This window comes from Thermomonas paludicola (assembly GCF_024498955.1).
In the GTDB taxonomy this organism is placed as follows: domain Bacteria; phylum Pseudomonadota; class Gammaproteobacteria; order Xanthomonadales; family Xanthomonadaceae; genus Thermomonas; species Thermomonas paludicola.
Genome location: NZ_CP093311.1, coordinates 1,375,990 through 1,391,602, shown reverse-complemented (window position 1 = coordinate 1,391,602; position 15,613 = coordinate 1,375,990). Strand labels below are relative to the sequence as shown.

Annotated in this window: 17 protein-coding genes; all 17 read right to left on the bottom strand. The window is 67.4% G+C overall.

The genetic code is table 11. The features are described from left to right. Position 1 precedes the first annotated feature (1 nt). Complete coding sequence (locus tag LIW09_RS06515) at positions 2–604, bottom strand: protein phosphatase CheZ (protein ID WP_256644854.1); 603 nt, start codon at positions 602–604, stop codon at positions 2–4. Next, the gene (cheY, locus tag LIW09_RS06510; protein WP_256647167.1) at positions 601–993 is read right to left on the bottom strand and encodes a chemotaxis response regulator CheY; all 393 of its coding nucleotides are present in this window, start codon (positions 991–993) and stop codon (positions 601–603) included. The genes LIW09_RS06515 and cheY overlap by 4 nt, the downstream gene beginning before the upstream one ends. Positions 994–1,095: 102 nt before the next feature. Then, positions 1,096–1,845 (bottom strand): RNA polymerase sigma factor FliA, encoded by a 750-nt coding sequence (locus tag LIW09_RS06505; protein ID WP_256644853.1) that lies wholly within the window; start codon positions 1,843–1,845, stop codon positions 1,096–1,098. Then, the gene (locus LIW09_RS06500) at positions 1,842–2,702 is read right to left on the bottom strand and encodes a P-loop NTPase (protein ID WP_256644852.1); all 861 of its coding nucleotides are present in this window, start codon (positions 2,700–2,702) and stop codon (positions 1,842–1,844) included. Before LIW09_RS06500 ends, LIW09_RS06505 begins: the two co-directional genes overlap by 4 nt. Then, entirely contained in the window at positions 2,689–4,224 is a 1,536-nt protein-coding gene (flhF, locus tag LIW09_RS06495; protein WP_256644851.1) for a flagellar biosynthesis GTPase FlhF, read from the bottom strand. Before flhF ends, LIW09_RS06500 begins: the two co-directional genes overlap by 14 nt. 24 nt (positions 4,225–4,248) lie before the next feature. After that, positions 4,249–6,336: a flagellar biosynthesis protein FlhA gene (gene flhA / locus LIW09_RS06490; protein ID WP_425507869.1), complete on the bottom strand. Its 2,088-nt coding sequence runs from the start codon at positions 6,334–6,336 to the stop codon at positions 4,249–4,251. Continuing rightward, complete coding sequence (gene flhB, locus LIW09_RS06485; protein ID WP_256644850.1) at positions 6,333–7,475, bottom strand: flagellar biosynthesis protein FlhB; 1,143 nt, start codon at positions 7,473–7,475, stop codon at positions 6,333–6,335. The genes flhA and flhB overlap by 4 nt, the downstream gene beginning before the upstream one ends. A gap of 4 nt (positions 7,476–7,479) precedes the next feature. Further along, complete coding sequence (locus tag LIW09_RS06480) at positions 7,480–8,268, bottom strand: flagellar biosynthetic protein FliR (RefSeq protein WP_256644849.1); 789 nt, start codon at positions 8,266–8,268, stop codon at positions 7,480–7,482. A gap of 15 nt (positions 8,269–8,283) precedes the next feature. Continuing rightward, positions 8,284–8,553: a flagellar biosynthetic protein FliQ gene (locus LIW09_RS06475; protein WP_256644848.1), complete on the bottom strand. Its 270-nt coding sequence runs from the start codon at positions 8,551–8,553 to the stop codon at positions 8,284–8,286. A 13-nt stretch (positions 8,554–8,566) separates the two neighbouring features. Continuing rightward, positions 8,567–9,400 carry a flagellar type III secretion system pore protein FliP gene (gene fliP / locus LIW09_RS06470; RefSeq protein WP_425507930.1) on the bottom strand — a complete coding sequence of 278 codons (834 nt, stop codon included), beginning with the start codon at positions 9,398–9,400 and terminating at the stop codon, positions 8,567–8,569. Positions 9,401–9,471: 71 nt separating this feature from the next. Beyond that, positions 9,472–9,879 (bottom strand): flagellar biosynthetic protein FliO, encoded by a 408-nt coding sequence (fliO, locus tag LIW09_RS06465; RefSeq protein WP_256644847.1) that lies wholly within the window; start codon positions 9,877–9,879, stop codon positions 9,472–9,474. Positions 9,880–9,902: 23 nt separating this feature from the next. Next, positions 9,903–10,250 carry a flagellar motor switch protein FliN gene (fliN, locus tag LIW09_RS06460; protein ID WP_256644846.1) on the bottom strand — a complete coding sequence of 116 codons (348 nt, stop codon included), beginning with the start codon at positions 10,248–10,250 and terminating at the stop codon, positions 9,903–9,905. Then, entirely contained in the window at positions 10,247–11,245 is a 999-nt protein-coding gene (fliM, locus tag LIW09_RS06455) for a flagellar motor switch protein FliM (protein ID WP_256644845.1), read from the bottom strand. Before fliM ends, fliN begins: the two co-directional genes overlap by 4 nt. Before the next feature lie 9 nt (positions 11,246–11,254). Then, the gene (locus tag LIW09_RS06450) at positions 11,255–11,761 is read right to left on the bottom strand and encodes a flagellar basal body-associated FliL family protein (RefSeq protein ID WP_256644844.1); all 507 of its coding nucleotides are present in this window, start codon (positions 11,759–11,761) and stop codon (positions 11,255–11,257) included. A gap of 139 nt (positions 11,762–11,900) precedes the next feature. After that, complete coding sequence (locus LIW09_RS06445; RefSeq protein ID WP_256644843.1) at positions 11,901–13,706, bottom strand: flagellar hook-length control protein FliK; 1,806 nt, start codon at positions 13,704–13,706, stop codon at positions 11,901–11,903. Next, positions 13,706–14,158, bottom strand: coding sequence for a flagellar export protein FliJ (gene fliJ / locus LIW09_RS06440; RefSeq protein WP_256644842.1), 453 nt, complete (start codon positions 14,156–14,158; stop codon positions 13,706–13,708). Before fliJ ends, LIW09_RS06445 begins: the two co-directional genes overlap by 1 nt. Continuing rightward, entirely contained in the window at positions 14,155–15,531 is a 1,377-nt protein-coding gene (fliI, locus tag LIW09_RS06435) for a flagellar protein export ATPase FliI (protein WP_256644841.1), read from the bottom strand. The genes fliJ and fliI overlap by 4 nt, the downstream gene beginning before the upstream one ends. Positions 15,532–15,613: the final 82 nt, after the last annotated feature.

Genomic DNA, 15,613 nt, shown 5'->3' with positions numbered 1-15,613 from the left:
GTCAGATCCCGAGTGCTGCCAGCAGATCGTTGGCTTCGTCCTGGGTGGCGGCCGGGCGATCCACGCCGGCCACGCTGGGGCCATGGCCCTTGTTGGGGTCGCCGTGCAGGGCTTGGATGTCGCCCAGCCCCGATTGCAGGGAGCGGATCAGGTGGATGACGCGCTGGATGATCTGCCCGGTCAGGTCCTGGAAGCTCTGCGCCTCGACCATCGACGACAGGCGGCTGCGGATCGCGTCCACGGTGGCTTCGTGCTCGGGCCCGATGGTGCCGAGCAGGGTGCGGCACTCATCGGCCAGGTCCAAGGTGCGCATGCTCGCCTCCTCGGTCATCTTCACCACGTGTTCCAGCCGGCTGCACGCGTCCGGCAGGCCGTCGGGCGGCAGCTGTGAATTGGGGATGCGCACTTCGATGGCGCGTTCCAGATCGTCCAGCTCTCGCGCCAGCTTGATCAGGCTTTCCACCACCGGCTGCCGCCGCCATTCGAGCAACGAGTCGAGGTGGTGCCGCCATACGCCGGAATCGCCTTGTTCCAATGCCGCCATGGCGGCGTGCAGGCGTTCGACGATGTGCGAGTCGTCGGTCGGCAAGGAGGGGGGGCTCATGCGGCGCTCTCCAGCCGTTCGAAAATCTTGGCCAGCTTGTCTTCGAGGGTGGCCGCGGTGAACGGCTTGATGACGTAGCCATTCACGCCCGCCTGCGCGGCCTCGATGATCTGCTCGCGTTTGGCCTCGGCGGTGACCATCAGGACCGGGATCTTGGCCAGCGCCGGATCGGCGCGTACCGCCTTCAACAGGTCGATGCCGGGCATGCCGGGCATGTTCCAGTCGGTGATGATCAGGTCGAAATGGACCTTTTTCAGCTCGACCAGGGCCGTCGATCCATCGTCTGCTTCCGCGGTGTTGGTGAATCCCAGGTCGTTGAGCAGGTTCTTGACGATGCGGCGCATGGTCGAAAAGTCGTCAACGATGAGGATGCGGATGCCTTTGTCCATGTCCATGCAAAATCCTGATGATATTCGTCGTCGTTATCGGCCAGGCCAGCGGGAACTTGATGTGACCGACCGCATGAATTGCGAAATTGGCTGGACGTGGCCTCAGCTGTCGTCGGCGTCGATCTCGCTGCGCCAGTCGGTCAGCCGGGAGCGCAGGCGCAGCATTGCCTGGCCATGGATCTGGCACACCCGCGATTCGCTGACGTTGAGCACGGCGCCGATCTCGCGCAGATTCAGTTCCTGCTCGTAGTACAGGGAGAGCACCATTTTCTCGCGCTCGGGCAGGTTGTCGATGGCATCGCCCAGCGCGCTGCGGAACGCGCCGACCTCGAAGCGGCGGGCGGGGGTGATGTTGTCGTGGTGTTCCAGCCGTGGCTCGCCATCGTGCTCGTCGGCGTATTCGTCCAGGCTCAGCAGCTGGCCGCGCGATGCGTCCTGCAGGATGTGGTGGTAGTCGTCCATGCTCATGCCCAGCGCGCTGGCGATTTCCTGGGCGCTGGCGGCCCGCCCTTCGCGCTGCTCGATGGCACGGGTTGCCGCCACCACGTCGCGGTAGCGGCGATGCACCGAGCGCGGCACCCAGTCGCCGGCGCGGATGGCGTCGATCATGGAGCCACGGATGCGGATTGATGCGTAGGTCTCGAAGGTGGCGCCCTGATCGGACTGGAAATTCCGGGCGGCCTCGATCAGTCCGATCATGCCGGCCTGGATCAGATCGTCGATTTCGACGTTGGAGGGGAGCCGTGCGGCCAGGTGGTGGGCGATGCGGCGTACGAGTTCGGAGTGGCGCCCGACAATGGCAGCGGCGTCACCGTTCTGCTGTGCTCGATATTGGGCGGCCCCGGTATTCATGCGCATGCATTCCCCTGTGCTGCGACCAGACGCTCGGTGAAGAACTCGACATGCCCCCGCGGTCCCTGCGGGGCCTGCCACTTGCCAATCTTGCGCGCGATTTCACTATACGCAAGCGATGCAGGCGCGGTGGGGAATGCATCCACCACGGCTTCCTGGCGCTGCACTGCCAGGCGCAACCATTCGTCACGCGGGATCGCGCCCAAATAGGACAGCGTCACGTCGAGAAAGCGCGAGGTGACCCGTTCCAGCTTTTCGAACAGGCTGCGTCCTTCATTGGCATTGGGCACCTGGTTGGCCAGCACCTGGATCCGGTTCACGCCGCGGTCGCGGCTGAGCACCTTGACCAGGGCATAGGCGTCGGTGACCGAGGCGGGCTCGTCGCACACCACCAGGATCACGTCCTGCGCCGCCTGGCAGAAGGTCAATACGCTGTCCGAGATGCCGGCAGAGGTGTCCACCACCATCACGTCGAGCGGGATGTCGAGCTGCGAGAACGCATTGACCAGGCCGACGTGCTGTTGCGGCAGCAGTTCGGTCATGTGGCGCTTGCCCGAGGCGGCGGGCACTACCAGCAGGCCGCGCGGGCCTTCGATCACGGTTTCGCGCAATTCGCAGCGGCCGGCGAACACGTCGGCCAGCGTGAACCGTGGCGACAGTCCCAGCATGACATCGACATTGGCCAAACCCAGGTCGGTGTCCAGCAGCAGGGTGCGCTGGCCGGCGTTCTGCAAGGCCATCGCCAGATTGATGGAAGCCGTGGTCTTGCCGACGCCGCCCTTGCCGCCGGTCACGGCGATGACGCGCGGCGCGGCGAGGGGGGCGTTCGCGTTGCGGGTAGGGTCAGGCGAATGCATGTTGGCCTTCGTCGTGGTGGGTGGTGGTGGCAGGGCCGCGGCGCGGGAAGTCGAGCATAGCCGCCAGATGCATGCCATCGGCAACGTCGATGTCATCGGGTACGCACTGGCCGGCGGTGGTATAGATCAACGGCAGCTCGTGCTGCACCAGCACCGAGAGCGCAGCCCCCGGGCAGACGGTTTCATCCAGCTTGGTCAGTATCACGCCTTCCGGGGCGGCAGGGCGATAGCGCCGCAGCAGTTCGCCCAGATCCGCCGGGTGCGCATTCGCGGGCAGCAACAGCAGACTGCGCACATTGCTGGCGGAACGCACCCACAGGATCTGCCGCAGCAGGGCGCGGTCGCGCAGGCCGTGACCGGCGGTGTCGATCAGGACCAACGGGTAGTCGGACAATTGTTCCAGCGCCTGCGTCAGCGCGTCCGGACCGTCGGCATCGCAGACCGTCACGCCCAATCGCCGCCCCAGGACATGCAGTTGTTCACGGGCGCCGGCGCGTTCGCTGTCGGCGCTGATCAAGGCCACATCGCGCGCACCATGGCGGGCGGCATAGCGGGCGGCCAACTTGGCGATCGTGGTGGTCTTCCCCGCGCCGGTGGGACCCAGCACGGCGAGAATGCCGCCCTGTTCCAGCAGGTCCTCGCCGGCAACAGGCAATTGCATGGCGAGTTCGGCGCGCAGTGGCGCGGCGATGGCATCGGCGGGCAGGGTGGGATCGAGGCGGGCGGCCACGCGCTGGGCCAGCGTGTCGTCGCATCCGAATGCGATCAGCGCGTCCAGCGCGGCAGCGCGGGCCGGTGAACCGCGCAGGCGCTCCACCGACAATTGCCCCAGTTCGCGTTCGATCATCGTGCGCATGGCCGCCAGTTCGGCACGCATCGCGGTCACCCCGGGATCGGCCTCCACCACGCGCAGGGCGGGAGCCAGCGTGGGTGCCGGCGGGGGCGTGGGGACGTGCGCGGTGGACACGGCGGGCAGGAAGTGCGCGGGCTCGCTGTCGGGCAGCAGGAACGCAGGCACCTCCGGTTCCATCGCAGGCGAGGGCGCCGTGCTGCGCAGCACATCGGCAAAATCCAGGGCAGGCACGTCCTGCAGGTCAACGACCGGCACGGCGGGGGCTGCTGGCTTGGCGGAGACCTGACTGGCGCGCGGGGACTTCAGCACGGCCATGACCTGCTCCAGGCGGCTGGGCTGGCGCGCCGCGGGCTGCACGGGTGTGGCTTCGACGGGAGTTTCGCGGGAGGCAACCGGCTCGCCGTCGATGCGAAACACGGCGCGGCCCTGCGGTGTCTCGCTGGTGAATGGCCTGGGCGCGGCAATCGTTGGCGGGAAGTCCGGCGCGGGCGCTCCCATCGTGCGCAACGCCTGCTGTACCAGTGCCTCGTCATAGTCGGTCGCGGCCACGACCTCCACGCCACCTTCGGTCGGGCGATTGGACAGGATGACCGCATCGGGCCCCTGCTCTTCGCGCACCAGCCGCAGCGCGGAGCGCATGTCGGGGGCGATGAAGCGTTTGATTCTCATGGATCAAGTCCCGTTGTCCGAGTGTCAGCCTACCGCCCCCAGCAGCCGCAATCGCTTGTCTTCCGGAACCTCGCCATAGGCCAGGACCGACAACTGCGGAACGCTGTGACGCACCAGCCGCGAAATCGCCGCGCGGATCCCGCCCGGCACCAGCAGGATCGCGGGCTCGCCGCGCTGTTCCTGCCGCGCCACGCACTCGCTGAGGTTCTGGTGCAACCGTTCGGCGAGTCCGGGTTCCAACGCGGCCCCTTGGCCGCTGACGGAATCTTGCAAGATGCGTTCCAGTTGCGGGGCCAGGGTGAAAACCGGCAGCTCGGTGGCCATGCCGTTCAGTTCCTGCACGATGAACGAGCCCAGCGCCACCCGTACCGCAGCGGTGAGCATGGCCGGGTCTTGCGTGTGGATGCCGTGCTCCAGCAGGGCTTCCACGATCCGTCGCATTTGCCGCAGCGACACTTTTTCGGCGAGCAGCGACTGCAGCACGCGCACCACCACCGACATCGGCAACAGCTTGGGCGTCAGGTCTTCGACAAGCTTGGGCGACGCCTTGCCGACGCTGGCCAGCAGCTGCTGGACTTCATCGTGGCCCAGCAATTCGGCGGCGCGTTCGCGTACCAGATGCGACAGATGCGTGGCGATGACGGTGCCCGCATCGACCACGGTGTAGCCCAGCGATTCGGCATGCGCCCGCTGGCTGGGCAGGATCCAGGTGGCATCCAGCCCGAATGCCGGATCCTTGCCGGGAATGCCCTCCAGCGGGCCGAAGACACGGCCGGGATCCAGCGCCAGCATCCGGTCGGGATGCAGTTCGCCGCTGGCAACCGGCACCCCGTGAACCAGGACGCGATACTGCCCTGCGGCCAGTTCAAGGTTGTCACGCACGTGCACGGCGGGAATCAGGAAGCCCAGGTCCTGGGTCAGCTTGCGGCGCACGCCCTTCAGGCGGGTCAGCAGTTCGCCCCCCTGCGCCTTGTCCACCAGCGCGATCAGCTTGTAGCCGACTTCCAGGCCCAGCGGTTCAACCGGCCCCACTTCGTCCCAGCTCAATTCGGTCAGCGCAGTGGCGCCAGTGGCAGTCGCCTCGCTCCCCGCCGTCACCACCTCGGCATCGTCGGCGTCCTTCATGCGGAACGCGATGAACCCCAACACTGCGGCCAGCATCAGGAAGGGCAGGTTGGGCATGCCCGGAACCAGCCCCATCAGGCCCAGCAGGCTGGCCGCCACGGTCAGCGCACGACGCTGGCCGAAGACTTGCGCGCTCACCGCAGCGCCCATTTCCTGCTCGCGGGTCGCGCGGGTGACCAGCATCGCCACCGAAGTGGACACCAGCAGTGCCGGCAGCTGCGCCACCAGCCCATCGCCGATGGCCAGCAGGGTGTAGGTCTGCATGGCGTCGCTGAAGCCCAGGCCATGCTGCAGCATGCCGATCAGCACGCCACCGATCAGGTTGATGAACAGGATCAGCAGGCCGGCGATGGCATCACCGCGCACGAATTTGCTGGCGCCGTCCATCGAGCCGTAGAAGTCCGCTTCGTTGCGGACTTCCTCGCGGCGCAGCTTGGCTTCCTCGCGGGTCAGCAGGCCGGCGTTGAGGTCGGCGTCGATCGCCATCTGCTTGCCGGGCAATGCGTCCAGGATGAAGCGGGCCGACACTTCCGAGATGCGCCCGGAGCCCTTGGTCACCACCACGAAATTGACGATGGTGAGGATCGCGAACACCACGATGCCCACCGCATAGCTGCCGCCGACCACGAAGTTGCCGAACGACTCGATCACGTGGCCCGCAGCGGCGCCACCCTGATGCCCGTGCAAGAGCACCACGCGGGTGGACGCCACATTCAGTGACAGCCGCAGCAAGGTCACCATCAGCAGCACGCTGGGGAAGATCGAGAACTCCAGCGGGCGCTTTACGTACACCACCGCCAGCAACACCATCAGCGACAGCGCGATGTTGATCGTGAACAGCGCATCCAGCAGGAACGGTGGCAGTGGCACCACCACCATCGACAGCATGGCCAGCACGACAATCGGCGCCGCGGCACCCGTGCGCAGGGCATGGCCAATGGTGCTCAGCGTACTTCCCGGCGGGGTGCCGTTGGGCAGCGTGCTCATCGCGGTGCCTGCCCGTCGTCAAGCGCGGGATCCACCGTCACCGACGGCGGCACCGGCATCCGGCCTTGCGCCGGGTGCCAGCGACGCAGCTGGAACACGTAGCTCAGGATCTGGGCGACGGCGGCATACAGCTGCACCGGAATTTCCTGGTTCAACTTGGCGTGGCGATACAGCGCGCGTGCCAACGGCGGCGATTCGACCATGGTCACGCGATGCGCGTTGCCGATTTCGCGGATTTTCAGCGCGATTTCGCCTGCGCCGCTGGCCACCAGCTTGGGGGCCCGCATCTTCCCGGCCTCGTATTTCAGCGCCACCGCGAAGTGCGTCGGGTTGGTGATGATCACGTCGGCCGTGGGCACCGCTTCCATCATCTGCCGTTGCGCCAGCTGCCGGGCCATGTTCCGAAGCTTGCCCTTGACCTGCGGGTTGCCCTCGCTTTCCTTGTGCTCGTCGCGCACTTCCTGTTTGGTCATCTTCAGCTTTTCAGCCCATGACCAGCGCTGGTAAGGCACGTCAACTGCAGCCAGCAGCACCATCGAACCCACCATCGCGGCCAGCGATTTCAGCATGAAGCCCAGGCCCTGGGTGACTGCCGCTTCGACCGACATGTACTGCAGCGTCGGCATCGACAGCATCGCCCTGCGAATCACCCAATACCCCACCGCGCCGACCAGCACGACGCGCAGCAGCGAACGCAGCAGCTCCACCCGGCCTTCGCGGCTGTACATGCGTGCCAGGCCGGCGGCAGGATTGAGCCGGCTGAAGTTCGGCTGCAGCGCCTGCCCGCTGAAACGCAGGCCGCTCATGATGGCGGGCGAGATGAAACACGCCGCCAGCGCGATGCCGACCAGCGGCAGCAGCGGCAGTACCAGGCTGGCCAGCAGCACCATCGCGTGCGGCAGCAAGCGATCCTGGTGATCGACCAGCGCCGGGTCGAACGCCAACGCCCCCCGCATCCAGCCCATCGCCGAGCCCGCCACGCGCGGCCCCAGCACCATCAGGCCAATCACCGAAGAACCGAGAACCGCGACATTGGCCAGCTCGCGTGAACGCGGCACATCGCCACGCTTGCGCGCATCCGCAAGGCGTTTGCTGGTAGGGGACTCTGTACGGTCTTCGCGGTCGCCAGTTTCGCTCATCGTCTCAACCCGTGACGGCGCGGGCGGCTTCGAACGCCTGCCCGAACAACGCCTGCACAGGACCCAGCAACTCCCGTGCCAAAACCACCAGCAGCGCCAACCCGGCCAACAGTGCGATGGGCATGCCGATCTGGATGGGATTGAACTGGGGCGCGGCGCGTGAAAGCACGCCCACCACCATGTTGATGGCCAGCATGGCGATGGTGACTGGCAGCGACATCAGCACCGCGGTTCGCAGCACGGTCGGGAAAAAACCCGGCACGCTGGCAAGAAACGCCTGCATGTCGGCCAGCGGCGCGCCGATGGGCTGCGTGCGATAGCTGTCCAGCAACAGCTGGATCAGCGCCACGTGTGCATCCAGAGTGAAGAATACCAGCCCGAACACCAGGTAGAACCACTGCGACAGCACCGGAATCTGGGTGTTGTTTGCCGGGTCGGCCATGGTGGCGAACGACAGCGCCATGCCCTGCGACGCAAACTGGCCGGCCAGGATGCCGGCTTCGAAGGCCAGCTTCAGGATCAGGCCGATGGACAGGCCGATGGCGAATTCACGAAGGACGTTGAGTGCGGTGATGGCGTCCACCGCGGCAGCCGGCGGCGCCGGTAGCGTGGCAGACAGCGCTGCGGACAGGGCCAGGGTAAAGATCATGCGCGCCCGCGGCGGAATGCCCTTGCCGCCAATCGCGGGCAGCACCTGCATCGCCGCGCCAATGCGGATGGCGTGCCACAGCACGGTCGCCAGCAGGGCGAACAGGTTGAGGCCGTCCGCGGTGGTCAGGGTGACCGTGTCCATGCCGCGGGTGCGACCTCAGCCGATCAGGTGCGGAATCTGCTGGAACAGTTCGGTGGTGAACGACACCAGCCGGCCCAGCAGGAAATTGCCGGTCATGGCCAGGGTGCCGACCAGCGCGCCCACCTTGCAGACGAAGGCGACCGTGGGCTCGTTGATCGAGGTGGCCGCCTGCAGGATGCCGACCACCACGCCCACGCCCAGGACCGCCAACAACAGCGGGGCACCCAGCAGCAATGCCAGCTGCAGGCCTTGCGAGATCTGCGACAGGGCAATTTCAGGCGTCATGTGCGCGCTCCGCTCAAATGGGGTTGAAGCTGCCCGCGATCGAGCCGACGACCAGCACCCAGCCATCGACCAACACGAACAACAGGATCTTGAAAGGAGCCGAGATCAGCATCGGCGACAGCATCATCATGCCCATCGACATCAGCACGCTGGCCACCACCAGGTCGATGATCACGAACGGGATGTAGATCAGGAACGCGATCTCGAACGCGGTCTTCAGCTCACTGGTCAGGAACGACGCCGCCAGCACGCCGAACGGCACGTCCTGCGGCGTGGCGTACGGGCCACTGCCCGACAGTCCGGCGAAGGTCATCAAATCGGTATTGCGCACCTGCGCCAGCATGAAGGCCCGGAACGGGGCGGACGCTGCCGTCCACGCGGTGCGGAAATCCATCTGGTGATCCAGGTAGGGGGCGATGCCTGCCGTCCACGCCTGGTCCAGCACCGGCTGCATGATCATGACGGTCAAGAACAGCGCCAGCGCCAGCAGGATCTGGTTCGAAGGTGTCTGCCCCGTGCCCAGCGCCTGCCGCAGCAGGCTGAGCACGATGATGATGCGGGTGAACGCGGTCACGCCCAGCAGCAGTGCCGGCAGCAGGGTGATGCTGGTCATCAGCAACAACACCTGCATCGGCATGCTGACCGGCTCCTTGCCGATCTGCCCCACGTTCACCGCAGGCATGGACGACAGCGACGACAGTGACGGGGAAGCGGCGGACGGTGGAGCGGCGCCCGCGCCCGGTGCAGCTGCAGCGGGCGCAACAGGGCTGACCGTGGGTGCGGCTGCCTGCGCCATGGCGATGCCGGGAACGGCCAGGCACAGCAGCAGCGCCAGCAGCAGGCGCATGAGCAGACCCCGGGTGCAGGTCGGGGCGACGATGCCGTGCGCGCGCGCAGCGGCTGGAGGCGCGATCCAGCTCATGCTTTTTTTCCGAAATGCTGTGCCAGCACCTTCGCAAACGGCGTTGGCGCTTCCTTGGCGTCTTCAGGCAGGGGCTCGGCCAGCGTGTGCAGCAGGCGCGTGCCGGTTGCCCCGGTCCCCAGCAGCAACTGGGTGCCGCCCACATCCACGATCACCAGGCGCTCGCGCGCGCCCAGCGGCACCGATGCCACCACGCGCAAGCCGTTGCCGCGCTGGCCGGCGATGCCCGGCATGCGCCTGGCCAGCCACGCCAGGCCGAAGATCAGGCCGATCACCAGCACCAGCGCGAACAAGGTGCCGCCGATGCTGCCAGCGGCGCTGGGCGGCTGGACGTGCGGGGCAACCGGTGCGGCGAATGCAGGCCAGGCTGCAAGCCACGCTGCCAGCATCGCGACTGCCCGCATGGCGGATGGCATCCGCATCGGCTTCACCGCAGGCGCTTGATGCGTTCGGCCGGGCTGACCACGTCGGTCAGGCGCACACCGAAACGGTCGTTGACCACCACGACCTCCCCCTGCGCGATGAGCGTGCCATTGACGAACACATCCAGCGGCTCGCCCGCGGCGCGCTCCAGTTCCACCACCGAGCCCTGGTTGAGCTGCAGCAGGTTGCGGATGGGGATGCGCGCGTGGCCGACCTCCAGCGAAAGCGTCACCGGCACGTCCAGGATCACGTCCAGGTTCAGTTCACCGATGCCGTCGCCGCTGGTTTGCTCGGCGGTGAGCGATTCGAATGCCGCACGTGCGGCGTCTGACTCATTGGCGTTGGTATTCATGGTGCAGGCACCGGTTCCTTGGTTTTGCGTGGGGTATGCACGGCGGTGATCTTCACCGCGTTGCGTCCGTTGTGGATGCCGAATTCGCCGGTGAACAGCGGCAGGTTTTCCACCTGCACCGGCACGTCGGGTTTGAGCTCGATCGGGATGATGTCGCCCACCTTGAGCCTGCTGAGCTCACGCAGGCTGATCTGGCGGCGGGCGAGGGTGCTGCTGAGGTCCACCTCGACGTCCTGCAGCTGGGTGTGCAGCGCGCGCGTCCAGTTCTCGTCTTTCTCGATGCGGTCGCTTTGCACGCCGGCGTCCAGCTGCTCGCGGATCGGTTCCAGCATCGACCACGGCAAGGCCAGGTGCAGCTCGCCGCCGCCGCCCTCAAGCTCGACGTGGAAGCGGCAGACCACGATGTACTCGCGCGGGCTGATGATGTTGGCGAAGTGCGGGTTGACCTCGGAGTTCACGTATTCGAATTCCACCGGCATCACCGGCGCCCATGCTTCGGTGAAATCGGCGAATGTCTGCTTCAGCAGCAGGTTGATCACGCGCATCTCGGTGGGCGTGAACTCGCGGCCTTCGATCCGGGTGTGGTACTTGCCGTTGCCGCCGAAGAAGCTGTCCACCACGGTGAACACCAGGCGTGGTTCGAACATCACGATGCCGGTGCCGCGCAACGGCTTCATCTTGATCAGGTTGAGGTTGGTCGGCACGTGCAGCGAATGCATGTATTCGCCGAAGCGGATCATGTCGATGCCGCGCACCGACAGGTCGGCCGAGCGGCGCAGCAGGTTGAACAGGCCGATGCGCCAGGTGCGCGCAAAGCGTTCGTTGATCATTTCCAGGGTCGGCAGGCGGCCGCGGATGATGCGTTCCTGGGTGGCGAAGTCATAGTGGCGCACTTCGCCCGGGGTCGGCGGTGGCTCGGTATCCACCGCACCGGAATCGACGCCATGCAGCAGTGCGTCGATCTCGTCCTGGCTGAGCAGATCGGTTGTCATCAACTGGCCCTGTTACTGGATCACGACGCTGGTGAACAGCAGGGCATCGACCTTGTCGGCGGCATGTTGCGCCTTGAGGACGGACCGCACCTCGGCCAGCGCCTGCGCCTGCAGGCCCTCCTTGCCGCTGCGACCGGTGAGCTGCTGTGACGTCTGCTGGCCGAACAGCAACAGCAGGCGGTTGCGGATGATCGGCGTGTGCAAGGCAATGGCTGCCGCCGTATCCGGATCGCGGGTCAGCAGCTGCACGTCGGCTTGCAGGTATCGCACCGCGCCGGGGTCGGCCAGATTGACGATGAAGGCGGGCTCCAGCGCGATGTATTGCGGCGGGCCCAGCACCTTGGGCTCGGCATGGCTTGGCTTCATGAGCCAGAACGCCGCGCCGCCGCCAGCCAGCAGCAGCACGGCCAGCGTGATCAAGAGCAGCCGTTTGCGGGATTTTTTCGGCGGCGCAGCGGGCGCGGCGCCGGGCGTGGCGGGCTGGGCGGGTTTGGCGGGCTTGGCAGGCGCGGCTGACACGGTGCGATCCATCCTTGAGCAGGTCTTGTGCCCTTGATGCAAACCGCGTGCCGAAATGCATCCTGCGCGGCAACTACCGGATCAACGCACGCTCCGGCGGCGACATTGCGCGTGCTGGCGGCATGCACATGGCGCGCAGTCAGGCATAGACATCAAGCAGGCCGCGGCCGCGTCGGAAAACCGGCGTTTGCGCGGGAGCCGCGTCTTCCAGAGGCTGGTCTGTTCCCGGCGCATCCGAGGCTGCCGTGTTTCCCGACGGCTTGCGACCCTGCGCCTGGCCCTGGCCCACGCCGGCCTGGGCCAGCTGCAGCCCATGCTGGCCCAGCAGCTCGCGCAGGCGCGGCAAGCTGGCTTCCAGCGCATGGCGCACATCTGGTTGGGCACTGTGGAATTCCGCGCGAACTTCATTTCCCTCCACCTGCAGGCGGATGGCGATGTTGCCCAGATGCTCCGGCGACACACGGATGTCGGCTTGGCTGATGCGCTGCCCCGCCATCCAGACGACATGGCCGCTGAACCGGTCATCGTAGCCCGCCGATGGATCCGCCGGCTGGGTCAGCACCGGCGGCGCAGCCGCTGCGGCGATGGGCTGCGGCGCCGTGGGCAGCAGGCCGTGGGTCAGCGGAACCGCTTGTTGAAGGGGAATGCCACCGGATTCGGCAACGGGTGCGAGGGGCTGCGTTGCGGGGCGGGCAATGCCGATTCTGGGCAGGGTCAGTGCCGTTTCGATGTCACCGAGGGCCGGGCCCGTCGGCAGCCGCTGCGATGCCGGCAAGCCGGGCGTGGCCGGAAGGTCCGCCAGCGGGAACGAAAATGGGGCATCCACCTTGTCCGGCCGGCCCGAGGACGGTGGGAACGGGCTGGGAGCGAGCAGCGGCGGCAGGATGGTTTGCGGCGCGGCACTGCCTGTGCGGTCATTGCGCGCCATGACCGGCGCAACCGTGGGGGCTGCCGCTGCGGCTGCCTCTGCGACAGAAGTGGCGACGGGCGCTGCGGTCGAGGGGGGCGCCGTGGGCAGCGTGGGCGGCGCGGGTGCCTGCGGCATGGCGATGGCCGCAATGACTTGCACCGGCGATGCGGAAGTTGCAGTTGCAGGAGGTGCTACGGCGGGCAGTGGGCTTGTCGCAGTTGGAATGACGGGCACGGCGGTCGTCGGCATGGCGCTGTTGGCCGCCAGCGGCTGCACGATCTGCGTGGCGCGACCTGCCGCCCATTGGGCCATTCCATCGGGATTGGGGTGGGGGATCTCAGCCGGCGCCAGCGCGCGGGCCAACGCGTCTGCCGTCAGTGCGGGGCGCAGGGGAGGAGCGCCCACCGCCGCAAGCGCCGGATGCATCCGCGACGCGGGGGCGGGTTGGCGGGGGTCGGCAGACATCTGCGCTGCGCTGGATGCCGGCAATTGCGCGGCAGCGGGCGTGGCCGTGGCTGCTGCCAGCAATGTCGCGTCGAATGCGGAAGCCGCAGTGCTGGCTGGGCCGGGCGATGCGGCGGGCAATGCCATGGTCGATGCCGTGGACGATGCCGTGGACGATGCCCGGGCAACGGTCTGCTGGTCCGCGGTGCCCGGCGCGGGCAGTGCGGATGTCGGCGTGGCTGCGGGCACCCCCTGTGCGGGCGCGGTGGCCGCTGCCGCCACCGGAGCGGGAGCCTGTTGTGCAGCCGGCATCTGCGCCAATACCGACAGCAACGAGGTGTCGGCAACCGTCGCCGGGTTGGCGTCAGCGGCCGGTGGCGCCTGGTCGGTGCCGCGGGGTTTCCCTTCAGCGCCATTGTGCAGGTGGGAGGCGGTCTCCGACTCGGGGCCGGCATCGGCTGTCAGCAAACGGTCAAAGCCCTTGCCCACGTCGGTGCTGTCGTCGCTGCCCTCGGCAGGCACCGCCGCCAGCGGCGACAGGCTGTTGGTCGCCCGGGCAGACTGCAGCGGCATGCCGGTGGACTCGCCCATCATGGTTCGTCACTTTCGCTCACGGCTTTGGCGCGAACGCGCTGGCCACCGATGTCATCCAGTTCGCGCTGTTCGCGCCGACCGGCCACTCGCGACTCTTCGGCGCGATAGCTGGCGGCCAGCTGTTCCAGGACCTTGTTGTCACGACTGGCCAGCATCAACCGGGCGCGCTCCACATCACAGTGTTGGCGCGAGGTATCCACTGCTTTCGCCTGCTGTTGCAGGGCGGTATCGAGCTTGGCGCGGAAGGCAACGTGGTTGGCCAGCATCGCCGGCGCCAAAGTGCCGCCTGCCGGGGTCACGCTGTAGGTGTCGGCATACTGCTTGAGCATGTCGAGGCGCTGCTGCTGTTCGGTCAGGGCCTTGTCGCGCTCGGCCAGTTGTTTCGCCACGTTGTCCTGGCGCTGCTGGGTGACGCGCAGCAAAGGGTCGAGGCGTTGCGAGCGGTTCATGGGATGGTCTCCGGTTCACCGTCCAGCAGACGGGCGAGGGCATTGCGGCTGGCGTCCACGTCGGCGGATTCGGCGACGTCCTGGCCAAGGAATTGAAGGATTTGTGGCCAAAGGGCCAGCGCGTCGTCCACCAGCGGGTCGTTGCCGCGCTGATAGGCGCCGATGGCGATCAGGTCGCGCTGGGCGTTGTAGGCCGACATCAACTGCTTCAGGCGGCGAATGCGCGCGCGCCACGGCGGATCGGTGATGTCTTGCATCACCCGGCTGACCGAGACTTCCACGTCGATCGCCGGGTACAGGCCGGCGTCGGCGATCCGGCGGGTCAGCACGATGTGGCCGTCCAGAATGGCGCGGGCTGCATCGGAAATCGGCTCCTGCTGGTCATCGCCTTCGGTCAGGACGGTATAGAACGCGGTGATCGAGCCACGCCCGTCTGCGCCGTTGCCGGCGCGTTCCACCAGCGCGGGCAAGCGCGCGAACACCGAAGGCGGGTAGCCGCGGGTAGTCGGCGGCTCGCCGACCGACAGGCCGATTTCGCGTTGGGCATGGGCGAAGCGGGTGAGCGAGTCCATGAGCAGGAGCACATGCAAGCCCTGGTCCCGAAACCACTCGGCGATCGCGGTGGCGCGCAACGCGCCGTGCAGGCGGGCCAGCGGCGGCCGGTCGGCCGGGGCTGCGACGACGACGGAGCGGCGCAGCCCTTCCGGGCCAAGCGTGCTTTCAACGAAATCACGCACTTCGCGGCCGCGTTCGCCGATCAGGCCAACGACGATGACGTCGGCGGCGGTGTAGCGGGTCATCATGCCCAGCAGCGTCGATTTGCCGACGCCGGAGCCGGCGAACAAGCCAATGCGCTGGCCGCGTCCGATGGGGAGCAGGGCGTTGATTGCCCGCACGCCGACGTCCAGCGGGCGGGTGATCGGCTCGCGCATCAGGGGGTTGATCTGGGTGCCAGCCAGGCCGACGAAGTCCTCCGCGCGCAGCGGTGGGCGGCCATCCAGCGGCACTCCGTCGCTGTCGATGACGCGCCCCAGCAGCCCTTCGCCAACCGCGACCTCGCCGCGACTGGGGCCGGTGATGACGCGCGCGTTCGGCAGCAGCCCGGAAAGTTCGGAGGTGGGCATCAGGAAGGTGCGGTCACCAGCAAAGCCGACCACTTCGGAGTCCACCCAGCGCCCGCCCGTCGTTTCCACGCGGCAGCGGGCGCCCAGCGGGGCGCTGCAGCCGGTTGCTTCCAGGGTCAGGCCAACGGCGCGCCGCAGCACGCCCTCGCGGCCCATGCCAAACGACTCGGGATGCGGGTCTGCGGCGCGCAGCCGTGCCGCCAACCGCAGGCTGCGGGCTTCATCCCATTGGGCGGCGGCGATGCTCATCGGCTTCCTCCCGCAAGGCTGGATGCCGTGGTGTCTGTGGAACCGCAATGGATGTCACGGTTTCTTCCGTATATCCAGCGCC

Excerpts from the sequence above, each read along its gene's own strand:
- LIW09_RS06515 (WP_256644854.1), bottom strand. The coding sequence starts at position 604 with ATGAGCCCCCCCTCCTTGCCGACCGACGACTCGCACATCGTCGAACGC.
- cheY (WP_256647167.1), bottom strand. The coding sequence starts at position 993 with ATGGACAAAGGCATCCGCATCCTCATCGTTGACGACTTTTCGACCATG.
- LIW09_RS06505 (WP_256644853.1), bottom strand. The coding sequence starts at position 1,845 with ATGAATACCGGGGCCGCCCAATATCGAGCACAGCAGAACGGTGACGCC.
- LIW09_RS06500 (WP_256644852.1), bottom strand. The coding sequence starts at position 2,702 with ATGCATTCGCCTGACCCTACCCGCAACGCGAACGCCCCCCTCGCCGCG.
- flhF (WP_256644851.1), bottom strand. The coding sequence starts at position 4,224 with ATGAGAATCAAACGCTTCATCGCCCCCGACATGCGCTCCGCGCTGCGG.
- flhA (WP_425507869.1), bottom strand. The coding sequence starts at position 6,336 with ATGAGCACGCTGCCCAACGGCACCCCGCCGGGAAGTACGCTGAGCACC.
- flhB (WP_256644850.1), bottom strand. The coding sequence starts at position 7,475 with ATGAGCGAAACTGGCGACCGCGAAGACCGTACAGAGTCCCCTACCAGC.
- LIW09_RS06480 (WP_256644849.1), bottom strand. The coding sequence starts at position 8,268 with ATGGACACGGTCACCCTGACCACCGCGGACGGCCTCAACCTGTTCGCC.
- LIW09_RS06475 (WP_256644848.1), bottom strand. The coding sequence starts at position 8,553 with ATGACGCCTGAAATTGCCCTGTCGCAGATCTCGCAAGGCCTGCAGCTG.
- fliP (WP_425507930.1), bottom strand. The coding sequence starts at position 9,400 with ATGCGCCTGCTGCTGGCGCTGCTGCTGTGCCTGGCCGTTCCCGGCATC.
- fliO (WP_256644847.1), bottom strand. The coding sequence starts at position 9,879 with ATGCGGGCAGTCGCGATGCTGGCAGCGTGGCTTGCAGCCTGGCCTGCA.
- fliN (WP_256644846.1), bottom strand. The coding sequence starts at position 10,250 with ATGAATACCAACGCCAATGAGTCAGACGCCGCACGTGCGGCATTCGAA.
- LIW09_RS06445 (WP_256644843.1), bottom strand. The coding sequence starts at position 13,706 with ATGGGCGAGTCCACCGGCATGCCGCTGCAGTCTGCCCGGGCGACCAAC.
- fliJ (WP_256644842.1), bottom strand. The coding sequence starts at position 14,158 with ATGAACCGCTCGCAACGCCTCGACCCTTTGCTGCGCGTCACCCAGCAG.
- fliI (WP_256644841.1), bottom strand. The coding sequence starts at position 15,531 with ATGAGCATCGCCGCCGCCCAATGGGATGAAGCCCGCAGCCTGCGGTTG.